Here is a 20470-nt window from a genome sequence, read left to right as displayed (position 1 = left end):
AGTCGAACTGCCTCAGTCGTCAGCCATAGACGACGCTAACCCGGCGGAATCGACCCATGTCAAAACTTATAAAAATCGATCAAACCACGGCCTTGCCGGTGTCGCCTGCGACCCTCGGTCAACGCGCCCTGCGTGCCCTGATGGCGGCGCTTCCGTGGGCGATCATCGGCGGCCTGCTGTGGGCCGGTCTGTTCATCAAACCGCAACCGGTGGGCGCCACGGTGACGCCGCCGCTGCTCGAACGACGGGACCATTTCTACGGTCTGGCCCTGACCCCGGGCGGTGAAGTCTGGGCCAGCGGCTCGAATGGCAAGATCCTCGCTTTCGCTGCGAACGGCCAGTTACGCCGCCTGACTACGCCGACCGAACTCACCCTGCAGGACATCGCCGCATGGGACGGCAGCCATGCCGTGGCGGTCGGTAACGACGGCGTTGTGCTGTTCAGCCTGGACGGCGGTCATTTCTGGCAAGCGGCGGCCAATGTGCCGCGCTCGCAGGTCGCCAACAAGCTCAACCGCGTGCGTATCGCTGCGGGCGGCCTGGCCATCGCCACCGGCGAGATGGGTGCGTTGCTGATCAGCCATGACTATGGCCAGAGCTGGCAGCGCCTGCGCGAAGAAGAAGACGTGGCCTGGAACGATGTGGCCATCCTCGATGGCGGTCAGCTGGTGGTGGTTGGTGAATTCGGCCGCATCCTGCGCAGCGATGACCTCGGTCAGCACTGGGAAGCAATCGAAGCGCCGCTGCCCGGCTCGCTGATGTCGGTGCAGTTTCGCGATGCACAGAACGGTGTGGCGGTCGGCCTGGAAGGTGCGCTGCTGGTGACCAGCGATGCTGGCCGGCAGTGGCAGAACATCAACCTGGGCATACGCGATCACCTGTTCGACGTGCTGTGGAACCCGACCCAGGCTCGCTGGTTCGCCACCGGCTCGCTGGGGCGCTGGGTGAGCGGCAGCGGCGAGGCCGACAGCTGGAAGGTCGGCGTTCTGGATGACCGCAACCTGTCCTGGCACACCCGTGCCCTGGCCGTCGGCAACGATCTCTGGCTGGCCGGCGCCGACCTTGGTCGCTGGAACGACCGGCGCTGGTCGCCTCTGAAACCCTGATCCCTGCCATGGCCCACTTCATCCGAGACAACAGCATGATCGAACATATTGCCCAATTCTGTATCCGCCGACGCGCCTGGGTGGCTGGCGTGCTGCTCGCACTGACCCTGACGCTGGGCTGGTTCGCCCTGCACATCGAAGTCCGCACGGTATTCGAGGACATGCTGCCATCGCGTCATGAATACGTGCAGACCCACGAAAAATTCAAGGACACGTTCGGCGGCTCGAACATGGTCACCATCATGTTTGAGGTCGGGCAGGGCGACATCTTCCGCACCGACGTGCTCGATAAGGTGCGCAATGTCACCCTTGGCCTGCGCGAAGTCTCCGCGGTCAATCCTTACCAGATCACCTCTCTGGCCTCGAAGAAACTCAAAGAGGTACGTGCCTCCACCGCTGGCATCGAGAGTCGCCCGCTGATGTGGCCGGACCTGCCGGTCAACGCCGAGGCGATGGCCGAGCTGAAGCAGGCGGTACTACGCAACCCGCTGGTGTATGGCCCGTATGTGTCCAAGGACCTGCAGGCGACCCTGATCACCGTCGACTTTATCGACCAACAGGTCGACTACGCCAAGGTGTTCAGCGAAATCCGTGGCCTGATCGCCAAGGTCGACGATGGCAGCGTGAAAATCCGTGTGGCCGGCGACCCGATCCTTTACGGATGGGTTGGCCATTACTTGCCGCAAACCCTGCAATTGGTGATCGGTGCCCTGACGCTGACCCTGATCCTGCTCTTCGTTCTCCTGCGTACCTGGCGCGGAGTCAGTCTGCCGTTGCTCGCCGGCGCGGTCAGTGCGCTGTGGGCGCTGGGCATCTGTCGTCTGCTGGGCATCAACTTCGAGCCGCTGGTCATTGTCGTGGCGATGCTGATCACCTCACGGGCAGTGTCGCACTCGGTGCAGATCGTCAACCGTTTCGACGACGAAATCGAGCTGCTGGCGCCCGGTGCCGATATCTCTCGCATCGCCGCGCGGGTCGCTCTGGCGGATCTGTTCCGCCCGGGCATGCTCGGGGTGATTGCCGATGCTGCATGTATGGCGGTGGTCGCACTCAGTCCGATTCCGATGCTGCAGAAACTCACTGTGCTGTCGGTGGTCTGGGTGTCGACGCTGACCATTAGCGCGGTGATCCTTACCCCGATACTGCTGTCGTTCATCCGCAAGCCGCACGGCACTGCGCACCCGATCAACTGCTTGCCGGTATTGCGCAAGGTGCTCGACCTGAGCGTTTGGGTCAGCCTGTCGAAAGCCCGTTACTGGGTGCTCGGTGGCAGCCTGCTGGTGGTGCTCAGTGCCGGTCTGTACTCGCTGAACCTGAAGATCGGCGACGCCAATCCCGGTTCGCCGATCCTCTGGCCGAACTCGCCATACAACCTCGACTCTGCTGCGATCAACGCCCGCTTCGATGGGGTCGACCGGATGTTCGTGGTGCTCGGCGAGGACGGCCATGCCGGTCTGGTCAAGCGCAACGAAGTGCTGAAGGCGATGAACAGCTTCCAGCGCTTCATGGAAGCGCAACCGGAGATCGGCGGCTCGGTCTCGATCGCCGACGTGCTGCCGCTGGTCAACAGCAGCCTGCGCGAAGGCAATCCACGTTACCTCGAACTGGCCGACAGCGAGGGCGTCAACGGCAGCCTGATGGCCATGCTCGACTCGATTTCCGAGCCGGGCGACACCTCGCGATTTGCCGATGACCAGTACGCCAACGGCTCAGTGACACTGATGTTCCGCGATCGTCAGGGCGAGACCATCCGGACCGCCGTGGAGCGGATCAAGGAGTTCATCGCCAGCCATCCGCTCAGTGAAGGTCACTGGCAACTTGCGGGCGGCCTGGTCGGCGTGATGGCGGCGATTAACGAAATCATCCTGTCCAGCCAGATCGAGGCCATCGCCCTTGCCCTGCTGGTACTCGCCGTTCTCTGCACCCTGGTCTACCGCTCCAGCGTGGCCGGCATGCTGTTCATGGTCCCGGTGATCATTTCCAACATGCTGACCTTCGCCTTCATGACCTGGAAGGGCATCGGCATGAACATCAACACCGTGCCGGTAGCCGCGCTTGGCATTGGTCTGGGTGTGGACTACGCGTTCTACATCGCCGACCGGGTCAAGGAAGAAGTCGCCGCTGGCGCCAGCGCCGAGGAGGCGGTCCGCAGAGCCCTGCATTCGGCCGGTATGGGTGTGATCGTCACCGCCAGCGTGCTGATTCTCAGCACCCTGCTGTGGTGGATGTCGTCGCTGCGCTTCCAGGCGGAAATGGGCCTGCTCATGGCCATCTGGCTGAGTGCTTCGGCGTTCTGCGCGTTATTCGTCATGCCATCGCTGATCTATGTGTGCCGCCCGCGCTTCATCTTTGGCGAGCGGTCACAGGCATCGGTCGCTGCACCCGCTTCGGCGTGTCAGCTGAGCTGAGACGAGATTCCCAAAACAACAACAACCAACGGTTCCTCGCTGCCACCATCTCTTGGGGAGACATCATGAGCAAACACCGTAACCCGGGCGCACGCATGCGCGCACCGATCGACAAACTGGCTTTAGCGATCACGCTGAGTACGCTGGCCATGCCACTGCTGGCTGAGGACAGCTTCAAATACGACGGTTATCTGCGCGAAGAACTGTCGTGGAACGCCAAGAATTGGCAGGACACACCGAACTACAACGACAAGGGCAAGCTGTCGATGGCGCGCAGCACCGCGCGGCTCAATCTGGATTGGCAGGCCGCCGACAATGTCTCGGTCGTTGCCAAGCTGCGTGCCTCGCGTGAGGTCAAGACCGGCTTCCTCGAACATCTGGAGGACATGGGCGCGAACAGCTACCACCACGCCGATGGCCAAGGCGACATCATGGATCTCTACAACAAGCAGGAGATTCGTGAGCTGTACGTCGACTTCCCGGTCGGCGAGCGCACCTCGTTCCGTATCGGCAAGCAGCAGATCGCCTGGGGCGAAACCGATTTCTTCGCCGCCAACGATCTGGTACATGGCTTCGACTACACCTGGCGCAGCTTCCTCGAGCCGGCCAACGAGGAGCTGCGCAAGACCAACAACATCATCAAGATGAATGTCGATGTGCCCGAGCTGGACGGTGGCCTGGAAGTCTTCGTCCGCCCTGGCCTGGATCGCAAAGAGGACATCGGCACCGAGATCGACATCTATGGCGGACGCTGGTCAAGCCAACCCTATGCCGGTGTCGATTTTCGCAACATTGACCCGTACAACTTTGAAAACGACGAGGGCGACTACCGCGATTTCACCGGTGGCTTGCGCTGGAGCGGTATGGCTGGCGACACCAACTACTCGTTGTCGTACCTGAAGACCTTCTACAACTCGCCGATCCTCAATGCGTCGAACAACCTCGCCATCATCGGCCAGCCGAACACGCCGTCCGGCGCGGTCACCCGTGGCACCGACCAGACGCGTGGCGTCGCCGGCGAAGTGATCTATCCGATCGTCGATATCTTCGGATTCAGCGCCAGCCGCTACTCAGAGCTGGCCGACGCGGTGCTCAGCACCGAGGTGGCCTACATCAAGGACGCGCCTTACCAGATCGAACTCTCCACGCCAACGCTGATCAGCCAGATCGTTGCGCCCGGCTTCGATGGTTTCACCCGCAAGGACGTGGTTGCAATGATGCTGCGCATGGACAAGAACATCGCTGCCACCCAGACCCTGCTGGGCACGGAAAAGCCAATGTTCTTCTCGGTGCAGCTGTTCGACAAATGGGTACAGAACTTCGACAAGGACGATCAGCTGCTCTACAGCGTCGGCTGGGGCGGCAAGGTCAAGGAGCACTCGGTCCTCGCCACCACCATCTTCGACCTCAGCTACGGCAGCGGCCGCATCCACCCCAATCTGGTGCTGGGCGCTGACCTGAGCAACGGCGGCGGCTTCGCCGTGCCGTCGGTGACATTCGAGCTGACCAGCAAATGGCGCTGGAAAGTCGAGTACGACGCCTTCTGGGACGACGCGTCGCGCAACAGTGACAAGTGCAGCGCGCCGAACGCCGCGAGCTGTGACAGCACCACCATGTTCGGTTACTTCCACAACCGCGATCAGCTGTACACCAGCCTGACCTACCTCTTCTGAGCCACACCGGAGATTTTGTCATGACCGTATCCCGTTCTACCCTGCGCCAGTCCCTGGCCCTGAGCCTCATCGCCGTTGCCAGCAGCCTGTCGTGCCTCGCCGGCGCTGCGGAGCTGCCGGCCGGCACAGTGATTTCCGCCGCCAACCTCGACCAGATCAAGAACGAAACATTCGAAGGGCACACCATCGCCAGTCTGCTCACTGAGAAGATGGAGTGGCGCATCCGCAACAGCGGCTGGAAATTGCCGCTGGCCAAGTCGAAGAACGTTGCGCTCGATCCTCGCTGGGTCGCGGCGACAGCGGCCAACGCCGGCAAGACCTCGATCAACAAGGAAGCCTGCCGGATCGATGGCTGGGGCGCCGGCGCTCCCTTCCCGAACATCGATGAGAAGGACCCTCAGGCGGCAGAAAAAATTGTCTGGAACTTCCACCTCGGCCAGCTCATCGGTGACGTGTCCCAGGTGCAGAACTTCACCCAGCTGCTGATCGACGGCGGGCGCGGCATTCATGCTGAGCCGGTCGCCGAGTTTTCCCGGTACACCATGAAAGGTCGCCTGACCGGGGGGAGTTCGGTGGAAGGCGATGGTAGCGAGCGCGGTCGGCAGTTGCTGTACTTCAAGTCGCCGTCCGATATGAAAGGGCTCGGTACTTACACCGTCATGTACGACGACGCGAAGGTCAACGACGTGTGGGCCTATATCCCCGCGGTACGCCGGGTACGTCGCCTGTCCGGCGGGGCCTGGATGGATCCGGTCGGCGCTTCCGACCAATTGCAAGATGACCTGGAGGGCTTCAACGCCCGGCCTTGCTGGTATTCGCAATACAAACTGCTGGGCAAGCGCTGGGTGCTGGCGGCCGCGAACGGCAAGGTCGACTTGTGGAACACCCAGGGCACGTCTGCCCAGGAAAAATATGCGGTGCTGGAAAACCAGCCGCCGTACTGGAACATGAACAACGACCTGTACGAGCCGCGTGAGGTTTATGTGGTCGAGGCCATCACGCCGTCGACCCACCCGTACAGCAAGAAAGTGCTGTACATGGAAACCAAATACCCACGCGTCCATTTCGCCGAGGCCTACAACCGCAAGGGCGAGTTCTGGAAGTTCATGGAGTGGCACACCGCCTACAACGCGGCCGACGGCGACATGCGCACCACCGGCAGCGCCGTGATCGACTTCCAGCGCAATCACGCCACGCTGTCCTTGATCGACACGAAGACCTGGAAGACCAACTTCGACGCCAAGTCCAATGACTTCTCTCTGCAGGCCCTGCAGAAGGCGGGTCGCTAGTCCGCCTGCGCGCCTGGCCGTCATGCGGTCGGGCACTGCTGCGGATTCCTCTACACCGCACCCTGTATGTAACAGCCACTCCAGCCCACACAGATCAAACGGTCGGATGCACCCGCCATGCGGGGCGTCACGACCAGAGGAGCCTTAACCATGTCGATGATGAGAGCCGCGCGCCTGCACGAGATTGGCGGTCGTTTCACCTTTGACGAAGTCCCCCTGCCGATACCCGGTGAACACGACGTGCTAGTCAAAGTCGAGGCGAGCGGGGTGATCCCCAATCTGAAGAACGTCACCACCCATTTCCCCGAGTGGTATCCCTTCCTGCCACTGCCGACGCTGCCGGCGGTCTTCGGTCTGGACAGCGCCGGAACCGTTGCCGCGGTAGGCGCGAAGGTCTCGGCGTTCAAGCCCGGTGACCGCGTCTACGTCAATCCTGGCGTCGGCTGTGGCGAGTGTCGTTACTGCCGGCAGGGTGAGGCGCCGCGCTGCGACGCTTATACCTTCCTGGGCTATTTCGGTTTCGGCCCCGGCTCGCAGGCGATCTTCAAGCACTATCCCCATGCCGGCTATAGCCAGTACATGACTGCGCCGTCGACCAGTCTGGTGCGTCTGCCACAGAAGCTGAGCTTCGCCCAGGCGACTCGCCTGGGCTACCTTGGCACGGCCTATTCGGCGATCCGCAAGTCAGCACTGCGGCCGGGGCAGAGCATCCTGATTCTCGGCGCCTCCGGTACGCTCGGGGTCGGTGCGACACTGCTCGCACTGGCGTTCGGCGCGGCACGCATCGTGGTCGCGGCGCGTGACGAGGGGGCTCTGGCCAGGCTCAAGCAATTGTCGCCCGAGCGTATCGTCACGGTATGCATCGGTGCCGGCGACCTCCAGGAACACGTGCGTGAGCTGGTTCCCGGGGGCGTCGATGTGATGCTCGATACCTTGGGCGCCAAGGCACCGGCGGCGCTGTCGGTGAATGCCATGCAAGCCGTCGCACGGGGTGGCCGGATTATCCAGATCGGCGGCGTCGCAGGTCCCATCCCGATTGATCCGCACCCGTTCATGTGCGCTCAGTTGCAGTACATCGGCTCGTTGTGGTTCACCACCGCCGAAGGTGACGAAATGGCCCGCATGATCGAAGCCGGCAGTGTCGACCTGTCGTTGCTGGAGGAGCGCCGCTATCCGCTCGAACAGCTCAACGAAGCGCTCGACGATATCCAGACCCAGGCCAATGGCTTCACCAACTTCCATATCGTTCACGCTTGAATATCCTGCCCGCGCCGCGAAGACCGGCGTGGGCCTCACACCTATTCGGAAGCGTTCAGACAATGACAACAATGCGCATCGTGACCGGCCGTGACAGTTCCGGCAGCTCAGTCATCATCAGCAACGGCCCGCTCGTCGGCGCCGAATCCTTCACCCATTCCCCCGGCTTTTCTGCCGCACTGATATGGCAGACCGAACCGCAGGCGCGCATCGTCGACCGCGCAGTCGACCCGACGCAGCAGGTGGTATCGGTCGTCCCGGGACCTGGGGGGACCAGCGCGCTGCTGGTCACCTTTGCACCCGACAACCTTGTCGGTATGGCCGACTTCGATCCAGTCGCAGCCGGGCAGGAGCTCTGTGCCCGGCTACCGGGGCTCGGTGAACGCTTCGAAGCGGACCATCCGGGTTTCCATTGCACCGACACTATCGACTACGGCGTAGTGCTCGAAGGTGAAGTCGACCTGGAGCTCGATAACGGGTGCACCCACCGGTTGCGCCAGGGCGATATCGTGGTGCAGGTGGGTACTCGCCATGCCTGGCGTAACCCCGGTAACACTCCAGCCCGCCTGTTGTTCGTTCTGGTGGGGGCTACGCGGTCGCCAAACCCGGTCTGAACGGGCGTAAAGCACCGCAAAACACCGAGTTTCAGACGCTTTTGTGGCGTTCGTCAGAAAGAGTGGATAGTACGGCTTTCAGGGCATGCTTCTTGCCTTTTCATAACGTCGAGCTGGCCTTGCGAAAGCGCGATGCGATCCAGTTGGAGTACACCACATTGCACGCCCGAGATTAGCCGAAAAAAAACAATTAAGCGTGTTTGTCTTGCAGTAGAAAAGTTGTCTGCCCACAGCATTGGGCGGAGGGTAAAAGCAATGGAAAATCTGGTTTTTGCGGCAACAACGCCGCCCGAAACAGTCCTGTCCCGATTCGAAGTATGTCGCACTCAGGATATCGAAGAAGCCACTCAATGGGGGGAGCGTATTTTCTGCGCGAACCGCCTGCGCAGTATGAGTAGCAAGGGGGCGGTCAATACCAGCATCTACTATCGCCGATTGGGGGGCATCGGTATCGGTCGCATGAGCTACGGCGGTGATATCACCATCGAACCGGGTGTCCTCGATTCCTTTGCGCTTATTCAGATGCCTATCCGTGGTCAGGAAATGATTGAGTACGCCAATCAACGGGTGCATTCCACACCGCAGCTCGGGTCGGTCCTCAATACCCATGCACCGTTCAAGATTCATCATTGTCCCGGTACCGAGAAGCTGATCATTCGCGTCGAGCGCAGTTTGCTTGAACGGCATTGTCAGAAGCACCTGGGCCGCACGTTACGCAATACCATCGAGTTTCAACCGGCGATGCCGCTGGACACCGCCGAGGGGCGGCGCTGGATGCGCATGGTCGGCTGGCTGTACGACAGCCTGTCGGTCGATGAGGACATGCCGGCGCTGCTCACCGCGCAGTTCGAAAATATCCTGGTCGACACGCTACTGACGTGCCAGCCGCACACCTACAGCGCTGAGCTGTGCAGTGACCCGCGAACCTCCGTCACCCCGTCGTTCGTCAAGCGTGTGGAGCGCTTCATCGAAGATCACGCCCATGAGCCGATCTCGATCGTCGAGATGGCCGAGCATGTCGGGGTCAGCAGCCGTTCTCTGTTCACCGGCTTTCGCCGTTACCGCAATACCTCGCCGATGCTCTACCTCAAGGAGGTACGCCTGCGCCACGTCCACGAGGAGCTGCAGCGCCAGAGCCCTGGTTCCGTCACCGTGACCACCGTGGCTTTCCGCTGGGGTTTCAGTCATCTCGGCCATTTCACTACCGACTACAAGCGTCGCTTCGGCGAGAGCCCGTCGGAGACGCTGTCCCGCTGATTTCAATGGACAGGGATGTCCGCCCCTCCGACCTCTCTGCGCATTTTCTGCGCTGGCGGGATAAGCCGCACAGTCTCGGGAGCGTCAGCTGCGTCTCTACTTCCTAGGATGACCGTCAAGCGTGCCGTAGTGCGACGCCAATGTCCTGTCAGCCTTTTGGGAGTCCCCACATGTCCGAGCAACCCATCATTCGCCGTCGCGTGGTTAAAACCGGCATCAGCGATGCCCGCGCCAACAACGCCAAGACCCAGAGCCAGTACCAGCCCTACAAGGATGCTGCCTGGGGTTTCGTCAACCACTGGTATCCGGGGCTGTTCAGCAACGAGCTGGCTGAAGACCAGGTCGAGGGCATCCAGATCTGCGGCATCCCGATCGTTTTGCGCCGGGTCAACGGTCAGGTTTATGCCCTCAAGGACCAGTGTCTGCACCGTGGTGTGCGCCTGTCGGAGAAGCCGACCTGCTTTAGCAAGAGCACCATCTCTTGCTGGTATCACGGTTTCACCTTCGACCTCGAAAGCGGCAAACTGGTGACCATCGTCGCCAACCCGGACGACAAGCTGATTGGCACCACCGGTATCACCACCTACCCGGTGCATGAGGTCAACGGCATGATCTTCGTCTTCGTCCGCGAAGACAGCTTTCCCGATGAGGACGTACCACCGCTGGCCGACGACCTGCCATTCCGTTTCCCGGAGCGCAGTGAACAGTTCCCGCATCCTATGTGGCCGGCTTCGCCGAGCGTGCTCGATGACAATGCGGTGGCGCTCGGCATGCACCGCACCGGTTTCGGCAACTGGCGGATCGCCTGCGAAAACGGCTTCGACAACGCTCACATTCTGGTGCACAAAGACAACACCATCGTCCACGCCATGGACTGGGTGCTCCCGCTCGGCCTGCTGCCGACCAGCGATGACTGCATTGAAGTGATCGAGGACGAGAACGGTCCGAAAGGCATGATGCAATGGCTGTTCACCGACAAGTGGGCACCGGTGCTGGAAAACCAGGAACTGGGTCTCAAGGTGGACGGGCTCAATGGTCGCCCGTACCGCACTTCGGTGGTGCTGCCCGGTGTCTTGATGGTGGAAAACTGGCCCGGCGAGCACATGACCCAATACGAATGGTACGTGCCGATTACCGATGACACCCACGAGTACTGGGAAATCATCGTGCGCGTGTGCGACACCCCTGAAGAGCGCCAGAAGCACCAGTACCGCTTTGACCATGTGTACAAGCCGTTGTGCCTGCACGGCTTCAATGACTGCGACATCTATGCCCGCGAAGCGATGCAGAACTTCTATGCCGACGGTACCGGCTGGGACGACGAGCAGTTGGTGGCCACCGACATTTCACCGATCACCTGGCGCAAGCTGGCCTCGCGCTGGAACCGCGGTATCGCCAAGCCGGGACGTGGTGTGAAGGGCGCTGTGAAGGACACCAGTCTGATCTTCAAGGAAACCGCCGACGGTCACCGCCCGGGCTACAAGGTCCGGCAGATTGCCGAAGAGTGATGTGCTCAGCTGTCCGGCGCCTGCTGCCGGACAGCCTCAGGCGAGGGAATTTTCGATGGACAATGAATTCGCTTCCACCAGCCGCTGGGTCACCGTCGACGGCGTGCGTCTGCACTACCGTCAGGTCGATGGACCGGACGACAGCCTGCCGGTGATCTTTACCCATGGCGGAGGTCCGGGCAGTACCGCCTGGAGCAATTTCCGCCTCAGCGCCACGCCATTCGCGATGCGTCACCGCTGTTATTTTCTCGACTTTGCGCAGTTCGGTGGCTCGGACATGGTGGCAGTCGACGGCCCGGTTTTCAGCTGGCATGCGCGCACGCTGCTGGGCTTCATGGATGCCTTGGGCATCACTCAGGCACACCTGGTCAATCAGTCGTTCGGTGGCTGCGTGGCGATCCGCCTGGCGGCCGATCATCCTGAGCGGGTCGCACGCCTGGTGCTGATCGGCTCGCAGCCGGTAGCGCGCGGTGTGATGCAACCGCTGGCGCTGTCCAGCAAGCATGCCGCGACGCTGATGAGCGATTACTTCTTCACCAATGGCGGGCCAAGTCAGGACAAGATGCGCACGCTGATCCAGCGCTACGAGCTGCACGACGACGCTGCTATCGACGAGGAGAACCTGCGCCTGCGCTATACAGCGAGTTGCAATCCAGGCTTGCGTGCGCTGTTCGAGCAACCTGGCGCCTTCGGTGAACCGGAAGACCTGATGCCGCTGTTTGCTCGCGTGCAGGCACCGACCTTGATCCTCTGGGGGCTGCATGACTGGTTTGGCGGCATCGATGTGCCGATGTTGATGGTCAACCAGTTTGCCGATGCTCGCCTGCACGTGATGGGCAACGCCGCCCACCACTTGCAGAGCGAACAGCCAGCCGAATTCAACGCGTTGGCACTGAATTTCCTTGGAGGCTACCGATGATCGGCAGTAGCGATCTGCACTATCTTGAGCTGCACGAACTGTCACTGTTGATTCGCACCGGAAAGCTCTCTCCGGTGGAAGTCACCGAGGCGCAGTTAGCGCGAATCGAACGGCTCGACGGGACGTTGCAGGCCTTTGCCAGGGTCACTCCGGAGCTGGCGCTCGACCAGGCACGCGAGGCAGAACGCGAACTGTCGTGCGGCGAATGCCGTAGCCCGCTGCATGGCATCCCGCTGGCGGTGAAGGACTTGCTGCACACGGCCGGCGTGCCCACGGCAGCGGGCATGCCGATTCACCAGGCATTCATTCCGCAGGAAGATGCCACCGTCGTCACCCGCTTGCGCGAGGCGGGGAGTGTGCTGCTTGGCAAGCTGCAGATGACCGAGGGTGCCTTCGCCATCCACCACCCGGACCTGCCCACGCCGATCAATCCCTGGCATCCGGGCCATTGGGCCGGCGCTTCTTCCAGTGGCAGCGGCGTGGCCACCGCCGCGGGTCTGTGTTATGCCTCGATTGGCAGCGACACCGGTGGCTCCATTCGTTTCCCCTGCGCAGCCAACGGCCTGACGGGGCTCAAACCGACCTGGGGCCGGGTCAGCCGTCATGGTTGCTTCGAGCTGGCCGCCAGCCTTGACCACATCGGCCCCATCACCCGCAGCGCACGCGATGCCTTGTTCCTGCTGTCGACCATCGCCGGCCACGACCCCAAGGACCCCACCTCGTTGCCCAGCGTTTGCCTGGAGGTGCCCAGCGTCGAGGATTCGTTCCGCGGCCTGCGCGTCGGCATTGACGAGGCCTGGTTGAGTGATGGTGTCGACTCGGTGATTCAGCAGGCACTGGAACGGATCATGGCGATTGTCCGTGACAGCGGTGGCACGCTGCAGCGCGTGTGTATGCCGGACACCCGTGTGGTGAGCGGCAACTGGGAGGCTCACTGCGGCGTGCAGACTGCTGTTGCCCATGCCGCCACTTACCCGCAACGTGCAACGGAATACGGTCCGGCGCTGAGCCGCCTGATTGACGGTGGGCGAGCGCTCAGTGGCATGGATTACCAGCGCGTACTGCTCGACGCGCAGCGTTTCAGCGGAGAGCTGGACTACGTGCTGAACGACGTCGACCTGCTGCTCGCCCCGGTACAGCCCTACGCTGCGCCGACCCACGAACAGCTGGCCAGCCTGGCTCAGGACCCGGAGGCCAATCGCCGGCTGATCCAGTTCACGGCACCGTTTAACGTCAGCGGTCACCCCTGTATCAGCCTGCCTTGCGGCTTCACCGCCGATGGCCTGCCGATCGGCTGCCAGTTTATTGCCGGTCGGGGCGGCGAGGCCGTGTTGTGCCGCGCGGGCATGGCTGTGCAAAAGGTTACCGACTGGCACCGGCGACGTCCTGCCGGTCTCTGATGACTCCTTGGTTTGCCCGTGCCACTTGGCACGGGTTTTTTTTTGCGTGTGTTGCCCGCAGGATTTTGCGCTGTCGGGATAAGACCGTAGCCCAAGGGAGCGCCGACACCCACCAAGGCTTTTTATGATCGGCCCATGTCAATAATCCGGCCGCTTGCGGCCGTAGCCCGATGCCTGCCAGGGAGCCGAACTCTGATGAACGATAAACAGCACCAAGTCACTGTCAATTTCTCCGATGGCGTCAGCCGTAGCTTCAGCGTCGCCGCGCAAACCAGCATTCTCGATGCCGCTCTCGAGGCGCAAATTCCACTGCTCTATCAATGCCGCTCCGGCAGCTGTTCAAGCTGCATTGCCCAGCTTGCCGACGGCGATGCGTGCACTCGCCCGGGCGCCAGCTCGACGCTGCTGGCCAGCGAGTACAGCGCCGGACAGCGCCTGCTGTGCCTCTGCCAGGCGCAGTCCGACTGCACTTTCGATGTCGCTTACAGCAGCGAAGTCGGCTCCAGCACGGCGCAGCAAGTGCACGTCTTCGTCAATGCTGTCGAGCGTATCGCCAGCAACGTGATGCGCCTGACTCTGGAACTGGCCGATGGCGACTGGCTGGAGTTCCGACCCGGCCAGTTCATGCAGATTGAAGTGCCCGGTTATGGCGTGGTGCGCAGCTACTCACCCTCGAGCACCGCGGCGCAGTTGCCCAAGCTGGAGTTCCTGGTTCGCCTGTTACCAGGCGGCGCCATGTCCGGTTACCTGGAAGAGAAGGCTACGACTGAGGACGTGCTGACGCTGAGCGGCCCTTATGGCGCGTTTTTTCTGCGCGAGGAAAAACGCCGCGCGCCGCATATTTTCGTCGCCGGTGGCACCGGCCTGGCGCCGATTCTGTCGATGATCGATGCCTTGCGCCAAGGCAGCGGACGCAAGCCACCGATGCTGCTCAGCTTCGGTTGCGCGGTCCCGGACGCGCTGTTCTGTCTCGACGACATTGAACTGCGCCAGCAATGGCTGCCAAGCCTTGAGGCGCGGATCTGTGTCGATCGCGAGCCGCGTGACGGCCTGCACCACGGCAGCCCGGTCAGCGCGCTGCGCGAGGGCGATGTCAGTGCCGACACGGTCGCTTACCTCTGCGGCCCGCAGCCGATGATCGATGCCGCTACAGCGCGGCTGATCGAGCTGGGCGCCGATCCCGCGAACATCTTCGCCGAACAGTTCGTGGCCAGCCACTAAGGAACCCGCCATGCAATCCACCCTGCAATCCACCACGGCCGTCAACTTCTCCGCCGAGCAAATGAGGTGGTACGAACAGGCCTGCGCCAAGATCGACCCCAAGCGTCTGCAGAACCTGTTGTACAACATCACCAACATCCATAGCCCTACCGGTGCGGCCCGTGCAGCCAGCGAGCACATGAAGGGCTACCTCGAAAGCATTGGCATGGCCGCACGTTACCAGCCAATGAGTTTCACCAGTGGCAATGTGTTGGCCGAACTGCGCGGCAGCGGCGGCGGCGCCAGCGTGCTCTTGTATTCACCAATCGATACCCACCTGGAGCTGGACGAAGCCGAGAAGATCCTCACCGGTCCCGCCGACGAAGCGGACATGCAGCCATCGGCGCAGCAGATCGACGACTGGGTTTTCGGCCTTGGCGCTTCCAATCCCAAGGGCATGATCGCGACCCTCACCGAGGTGGCCACTGCGTTGATCGAGGCCGAAGTACCGCTGGTTGGCGACCTGCTGGTCGGCCTGGCCGATGGCGGCATGCCGGTGGATGTTTCGGCCCGCCAGCATGCCGGTATGTCCAATGGCGTGACACACCTGATCAACCGTGGCGGCGCGCCTGACTTCGCCATCGTGATGAAGCCGTGGAACTGGGTCTATCACGAGGAACCTGGCATGGGCTGGTTCAAGCTGCGCGTGTACGGAACCCTCGGCTATGCCGGCGTTCCCCGTGGCACGCCGGGCTTCCGTAGTTCGGTGGTGCCGGCGGCGACGGTGATCCAGGATCTCGAGCAGTGGATCATTGAGTATGCCGAGCGCAACACATCCGGTCAGATCAAGCCGCACGGCTGGATCGCCGGGGTGCGCGGTGGCAATCCGGAACGCCCGGCCTTTCCATCGGCGGTTACCGAGATCTTCTTCGACGTGCGGATCAACCCGCGCACCAGCCCCGCCGAGGTCAAGGCACAGTTCGCCGGGTTCGTCCGCGATCTGCAGACGCGACGCCCGGAACTGGTCCTCGACTGGGAGATGTACGGCTCGGTGGCCGGCGGTAGCACCGATGCACAGAACTGGATCGTGCAGTCCGCCCGGCGTGGCTGGGAGCATATCGAGGGGCGCGCGCATGGCGAGGCCGACCTGCTCGGTGGGCAGACCGACGGTGCCGCGCTGCGTCGCCTCGGCATCCCCACTGCGCGCATCGGCTGGCCATGGCCGGCCGAAGGTGCACCGCTGCCGGTCGCCGAAGGGCTTGGGGGCATGGGCGCGACCTACATCCCGGATCTGCTGCCGTGCGCCAAAAAAATCATGTACGCACTGATCGACACCCTGACCCGGCCTCGTAGCGAGTTGGGCCTGTAGTCAGCGACTTGAGTTCTTTGATGGTAATTTTGGCCATGAAATGGGTTCCCCCTACTTTCCCCCCCCCACAAAAACGTCGGTTCTTGATGGGCGTTCCTGGACTCTCGTAGAGCTGAACACCGCTGGAGTTCAAGTAAATACTCGCTTGGAAAAATTCAGAGTGAAATTTTCAAAGCTTTCAAGAAATATGCAAAAGGAGTTGGGGTGCTAGGGGCCGAGTGTTCGAATCACTCCGTCCCGACCATATAATTCAAGGGGTTGCGAGACTTTATCTCGCGCCCCCTTTTTATTTTTGGTCGGTGTTACCCTACAAAACCATTGGCTCTAGGTGGAATCTTCGGCTGTGATAACAAGGGCGGAGTTTGTCCCGTGAGTCTTGGTCTCAGCTTGATAAGTGAATTGACGACGGTTTTTGTGGGTTCATTCCTGTTGCACGTTGCACGTTGCACGTTGCACGTTGCACGTTGCACGTTGCACGTTGCACGTTGCACGTTGCACGTTGCACGTTGCACGTTGCCGGCGCTATTGGCCGATTGCTGCCTGCCGGCAAGGGCTGCAATCAACTGTGGATTCAACCGGTCGACTTGGCTCGCGTTCAGATTGAACAAACCGGCCGCTCACCCAACCGTTCTACCAACCTTACGAGATAACCATCGGGATCCTGGACGATGAATTCGCGCTGGCCTACTTCTACATTGTTAGCCCGATACCAGGTGTCTTTGCATCCTCGATAGAGCGGAAATCCAGCGTGGCCAAGTTTTTGGATGATTGGTGCGACAGCCACAACGTCAATCTGTAGGTTAATTCCTCTACCAAACGGCTTGGTCAGGGGCGCAGTCAGCCATTGGCCTGCGTCCGGATCAACCTGCTCCAGCATTACTTGAGCACCATTTAAGTCGAGGTAAGCGAATCCATCCTCCGGGCGTTGATAAGCTACTTCGAGCCCTAGGCAAGACACCCAAAAAGCCAGGCTGCTATCCAGGTCAGTAACCATTAACTCTGGAACCAGTTTGTTACGTTCAAACATGAGATGACTTCCATTTCAATAAGCTCATTCGCCGGGTTCGGGCAGTCTAAATAACTTTTTCACGGTATCAGTGCTCTGCACTTCTGGCATTGGTGCCACACGGGACGTGACGAGCATGATGATGCACGGTCGGGAGAGTATTATCGAGTTGCGTTGAATGGCGGCTTCAGCCGATTGCTGCCTGTCGCGAAGGTCAGCAATTGAAAGCAAACCCTCGCCTCAGCGGTGGCACAACCCAGGTACATTCTGACCCGGGTTGTGGTGAGGCTACTCCGTCTGAATCCAATTCAGGGACAATTAGCGAAGACCTGGGTTACCAGAACTTGAACGTGTAAGCGACGATCAGTCGATTTTCATCGACATCCGTCGTTTCGCTGCCGCGATAAGTGACATTGCGCCAGCGCAGGCTCAGGTTTCGTAAAGGCCCGCTCTGGATCACGTAGGCAATGTCGGTATTGCGCTCCCACTCTTTGGCGGCAACGCCTCGAATATCGAAATCATCGCCTCGCATGTAGCGCGTCATCAGTGTCAATCCGGGCATACCCATGGGGGCAAAGTCATAGTCGTAGCGCAATTGCCAGGAGTCTTCCCTGGCCCGGACGAAGGGTTGGTAGGTGCCGTTGTTCAAGGCCCAGGGGTCGGCGACCAACAGATAGGGAAGGCCGGTGTCGCCACTTTGGTTTTGATAACCAATGCCTAGTGAATGACCGTGGCTGCTCAAAGTGAACATGCCGCCCAGATAGCGGTTGTCGACGTTGGTCTGGCCCTCGTCATCGCTGCCGAAGTAGCGCATGTCGGCCTTCAGGTTGATGCTTTCGGTCAGGGCCGATTTGTACAAAAGACTGGCGGCATTCTGGCTGTAATTATCCTTCAGTTCCGCGTGGTAAAACGTGGCACTGAGATCGGGCTGGATGGAGTAGGTTGCGCCTGCGTAGTTGAAACGGTCCGAGGGCACGCCGCCGGTGGAGCCGTCGGCCGCCATGCGCATGTCTTCGTAGTCGGACGAGTCACGCTGGTGGGCCTGGCGAAACTGTCCGGCAGTGAGGCTCAGGTTCTGGATGTCGGTGGAGACGACCTGACCACCCTGATAGGTTTGTGGCAGCAGGCGCGTGTCATTGCGAAACAGCACCGGCATCACCGGTTCGTGGTTGCCGAGGGTGACCAGGGTCTTGGCGACTTTGAGCTTGGCGGTCGGAGCCAGGAAGCTGTACTCATCGACCGGCTCGCCGGTTCGTTGATTGCGCTGCAGGACACCCGTACCGCTGCTACCGCCGCCGGAGTCGAGCTTGACGCCGACCAGCCCCAGGACATCCAGGCCAACGCCAATCGTACCCTCGGTGAACCCCGAGTTACCGCGCAGAATGAAGCCTTGAGCCCAGTCTTCGGCCTTGTTCTGGGGCTTGCCATCATGGCGTGGTCCGTCGGACAGACCCGCGTCCCGGTAATCGCGATTCATGTAGAAATTTCGCGTTTCCAGGCTCAAGTGACTATCGGCGATCAGGTCTGCATGGGCCTGTGTAGCGAGCAATAACGCAGACACACAAGAGGCTGTCAGGGAATACCGGGCATGAGTCGGCCCGGCCATATGCCCGGTGACGGGATTGGCTGTACGCATGATGAGATGTTCCTGCCTGCTGTGAGTTGTTTTTGTTGTTCAGCCAGCCCCTGGAAGGGGGCTGTTTTAGGGTTTTATGAACAATGACTCTTCGGCGAGGGCAGGAAGGTTGAAATCGGACTATTGCGCCTCGTCGTCTTGCTGCTCGTCGCCAAGCGATATGGCTGCCATGTCGCCTTGTAGCTTGTTGAGGTAATGCAGGAAGCTGACACTGTCGTCGAAACTGAAGCCTTTCAACGCCTGCTGGTAAAACGTCTGGATCCGCTCCTGCAACGAGTCCCAGAATGCCCTGCCGGTATCGGTCAATTGCACCAGGCGTGCACGTCCGTCATCCGGGTGCGGTACGCGTAGCACATGATTATCGCGTTCCATGCGCTTGAGCACGCCGTCCAGGCTCTGGCGGCTGACGAACAGGTACTCGGTCAGTTCAAAGAACGAGATACCGCCTTCATAACGTTCACGTGACAGTGCGCCGAGCACGGCCCATTGCACCGTGCTGATGCCCATCTCTTTCTGGACTTGCCTTTGCAGCACGTTGCCGGTCTGGAACAACCGGAAAAACAGCGTATTGGGTACGGATCGGGTATCGCTATTGTTCATTAATGTTCCTTGTCGGCTCCGTCAGGGCGAGCGCGATTGTATGAGCGCCTGGCCTGGCGGAGCAGACAGGGCATCAGCTAGGGACAAACTCGCGCGCGATGATATTTTTCATGATCTGCGCGGTGCCGTCACCGATTTGCAGGCCAAGTACATCGCGCAAGCGCTGGGCGAACGGCAGGTCCTCGCCATATCCGGTGTGTCCATGGGCCAGCAAACACTGCTTTACCACATCGAACGCCAGTTTCGGTCCCCACCATTTGTTCATGGCCGCCTCGGCATTGTGCGGCAGCTTATTATCCTTGAGCCACAAGGCGTAATAGCACTGCAGGCGCGCAGCATGCACGTAGGTCTGCAATTCTGCCAGTGGGTGGGTCAAACCCTGAAAGGTAGATAAGGCTTGGCCGAAGGCCTTGCGCTCGGTCAGCCAATGCCAGGTTTCATCCAGCGATTGCTGGGCCAGGGCCAGGCACTGCAGGCCGATCAGGGCGCGACTGTAGTCGAAGCCTTGCATGACCTGTTTGAATCCCTTGTTCTCATCACCCAGGCGATGGTTGACCGGCACCTCAACGTTGTCGAAGAAGATCGAGCCGCGGCCAATGGCACGCTCACCGGCATCGTCGAAGCGAGTGGTGCTGATACCCGGCAGGTTCATGGGGACCAGGAACGCGCTGATGCCACTGGCGCGTTGCTCTACCGTACCGGTGCGGGCGAAGACCACGGCGACGTCAGCCTGATCGGCCATGGAGATGGACGTTTTCTCACCGTTGAGCACATAAACGTCGCCCTTGAGTTCGGCCTTCAGGCGCAGGCTGGCGGCGTCCGATCCGCCGCTGGGTTCGGTCAGGGCGATGCAGGCGACCTTGCGCCCGGCGGTCATTTCACCCAGCCATTCCCGGGCCAGCGAGGATTCGGCGTACTGAGCGATGATTTGTCCGTTTAGCGAAGTCAGCAGTGGGATGTACGCTACATTGAAGTCACCACGGGCCAGTTCTTCGATGATCAGGCCGGCGGTGACGCAGTCCAGGCCGCTGCCGCCGAATTCTTCTGGCAGTTCACCGCCGAGCAGACCCATTTCACCCATCTGGGAAATGACTTCGCGCTCGATGCGGCCATCGCGATCCCGTTGGCGGTAACCGGGGGCGAGTACGTCAGCGCTGAATCGTGCAACGCTTTCGCGGATGGCATTTTGTTGTTCTGTGAATGCAAAATTCATGATGCTCTCCAGGCC

At 61.0% G+C, this 20470-nt stretch carries 16 protein-coding genes; 12 read left to right on the top strand and 4 right to left on the bottom strand.

The window, feature by feature from the left end; genetic code table 11:
• The first annotated feature begins 56 nt into the window (after positions 1-56).
• From AC1DXW_RS15075 to AC1DXW_RS15020, 12 genes are all read left to right on the top strand, one after another.
• On the top strand, positions 57-1106 hold the full coding sequence (locus AC1DXW_RS15075) for a WD40/YVTN/BNR-like repeat-containing protein (protein WP_477752726.1): 1050 nt from the start codon (positions 57-59) through the stop codon (positions 1104-1106).
• 35 nt (positions 1107-1141) lie between these two features.
• Positions 1142-3514, top strand: coding sequence for an efflux RND transporter permease subunit (locus tag AC1DXW_RS15070; RefSeq protein ID WP_477760156.1), 2373 nt, complete (start codon positions 1142-1144; stop codon positions 3512-3514).
• A 65-nt stretch (positions 3515-3579) separates the two neighbouring features.
• Positions 3580-5187 carry a DUF1302 family protein gene (locus AC1DXW_RS15065; protein WP_477752728.1) on the top strand — a complete coding sequence of 536 codons (1608 nt, stop codon included), beginning with the start codon at positions 3580-3582 and terminating at the stop codon, positions 5185-5187.
• A gap of 20 nt (positions 5188-5207) precedes the next feature.
• Positions 5208-6476 (top strand): DUF1329 domain-containing protein, encoded by a 1269-nt coding sequence (locus AC1DXW_RS15060; protein ID WP_477760155.1) that lies wholly within the window; start codon positions 5208-5210, stop codon positions 6474-6476.
• 150 nt (positions 6477-6626) lie between these two features.
• On the top strand, positions 6627-7733 hold the full coding sequence (locus tag AC1DXW_RS15055; RefSeq protein WP_477752730.1) for an alcohol dehydrogenase catalytic domain-containing protein: 1107 nt from the start codon (positions 6627-6629) through the stop codon (positions 7731-7733).
• A 62-nt stretch (positions 7734-7795) separates the two neighbouring features.
• Positions 7796-8347 carry a cupin domain-containing protein gene (locus tag AC1DXW_RS15050; protein WP_477752731.1) on the top strand — a complete coding sequence of 184 codons (552 nt, stop codon included), beginning with the start codon at positions 7796-7798 and terminating at the stop codon, positions 8345-8347.
• Between the two features lie 255 nt (positions 8348-8602).
• The gene (locus AC1DXW_RS15045) at positions 8603-9604 is read left to right on the top strand and encodes an AraC family transcriptional regulator (RefSeq protein WP_477752732.1); all 1002 of its coding nucleotides are present in this window, start codon (positions 8603-8605) and stop codon (positions 9602-9604) included.
• Between the two features lie 170 nt (positions 9605-9774).
• The gene (locus tag AC1DXW_RS15040) at positions 9775-11112 is read left to right on the top strand and encodes an aromatic ring-hydroxylating dioxygenase subunit alpha (protein WP_477752733.1); all 1338 of its coding nucleotides are present in this window, start codon (positions 9775-9777) and stop codon (positions 11110-11112) included.
• 55 nt (positions 11113-11167) lie between these two features.
• Positions 11168-12031, top strand: coding sequence for an alpha/beta fold hydrolase (locus tag AC1DXW_RS15035; RefSeq protein ID WP_477752734.1), 864 nt, complete (start codon positions 11168-11170; stop codon positions 12029-12031).
• A complete protein-coding gene (locus tag AC1DXW_RS15030) occupies positions 12028-13431 on the top strand; it encodes an amidase (RefSeq protein ID WP_477752735.1) in 1404 nt (467 codons plus the stop codon). Before AC1DXW_RS15035 ends, AC1DXW_RS15030 begins: the two co-directional genes overlap by 4 nt.
• A gap of 195 nt (positions 13432-13626) precedes the next feature.
• Entirely contained in the window at positions 13627-14652 is a 1026-nt protein-coding gene (locus AC1DXW_RS15025; protein ID WP_477752736.1) for an FAD-binding oxidoreductase, read from the top strand.
• A gap of 10 nt (positions 14653-14662) precedes the next feature.
• Positions 14663-16000, top strand: coding sequence for an acetylornithine deacetylase (locus AC1DXW_RS15020; RefSeq protein ID WP_477752737.1), 1338 nt, complete (start codon positions 14663-14665; stop codon positions 15998-16000).
• 595 nt (positions 16001-16595) lie between these two features.
• Here the strand turns inward: AC1DXW_RS15020 and AC1DXW_RS15015 are convergent.
• The 4 genes from AC1DXW_RS15015 to aliB all read right to left on the bottom strand — a co-directional run bounded on the left by AC1DXW_RS15015 (position 16596) and on the right by aliB (position 20455).
• Positions 16596-17027, bottom strand: a complete 432-nt coding sequence (locus tag AC1DXW_RS15015; protein ID WP_477752738.1) for a bleomycin resistance protein — start codon at positions 17025-17027, stop codon at positions 16596-16598.
• A gap of 313 nt (positions 17028-17340) precedes the next feature.
• Complete coding sequence (locus tag AC1DXW_RS15010; protein WP_477752739.1) at positions 17341-18642, bottom strand: OprD family porin; 1302 nt, start codon at positions 18640-18642, stop codon at positions 17341-17343.
• Positions 18643-18762: 120 nt separating this feature from the next.
• The gene (locus AC1DXW_RS15005; RefSeq protein WP_477760154.1) at positions 18763-19242 is read right to left on the bottom strand and encodes a MarR family winged helix-turn-helix transcriptional regulator; all 480 of its coding nucleotides are present in this window, start codon (positions 19240-19242) and stop codon (positions 18763-18765) included.
• Between the two features lie 73 nt (positions 19243-19315).
• Entirely contained in the window at positions 19316-20455 is a 1140-nt protein-coding gene (gene aliB, locus AC1DXW_RS15000; RefSeq protein ID WP_477752741.1) for a cyclohexanecarboxyl-CoA dehydrogenase, read from the bottom strand.
• Positions 20456-20470: the final 15 nt, after the last annotated feature.

Source organism: Pseudomonas sp. P4_C4 (genome assembly GCF_056402055.1).
Note: the sequence above shows the minus strand (reverse complement) of the source record. Positions and strands in the feature narration are given on the sequence as shown.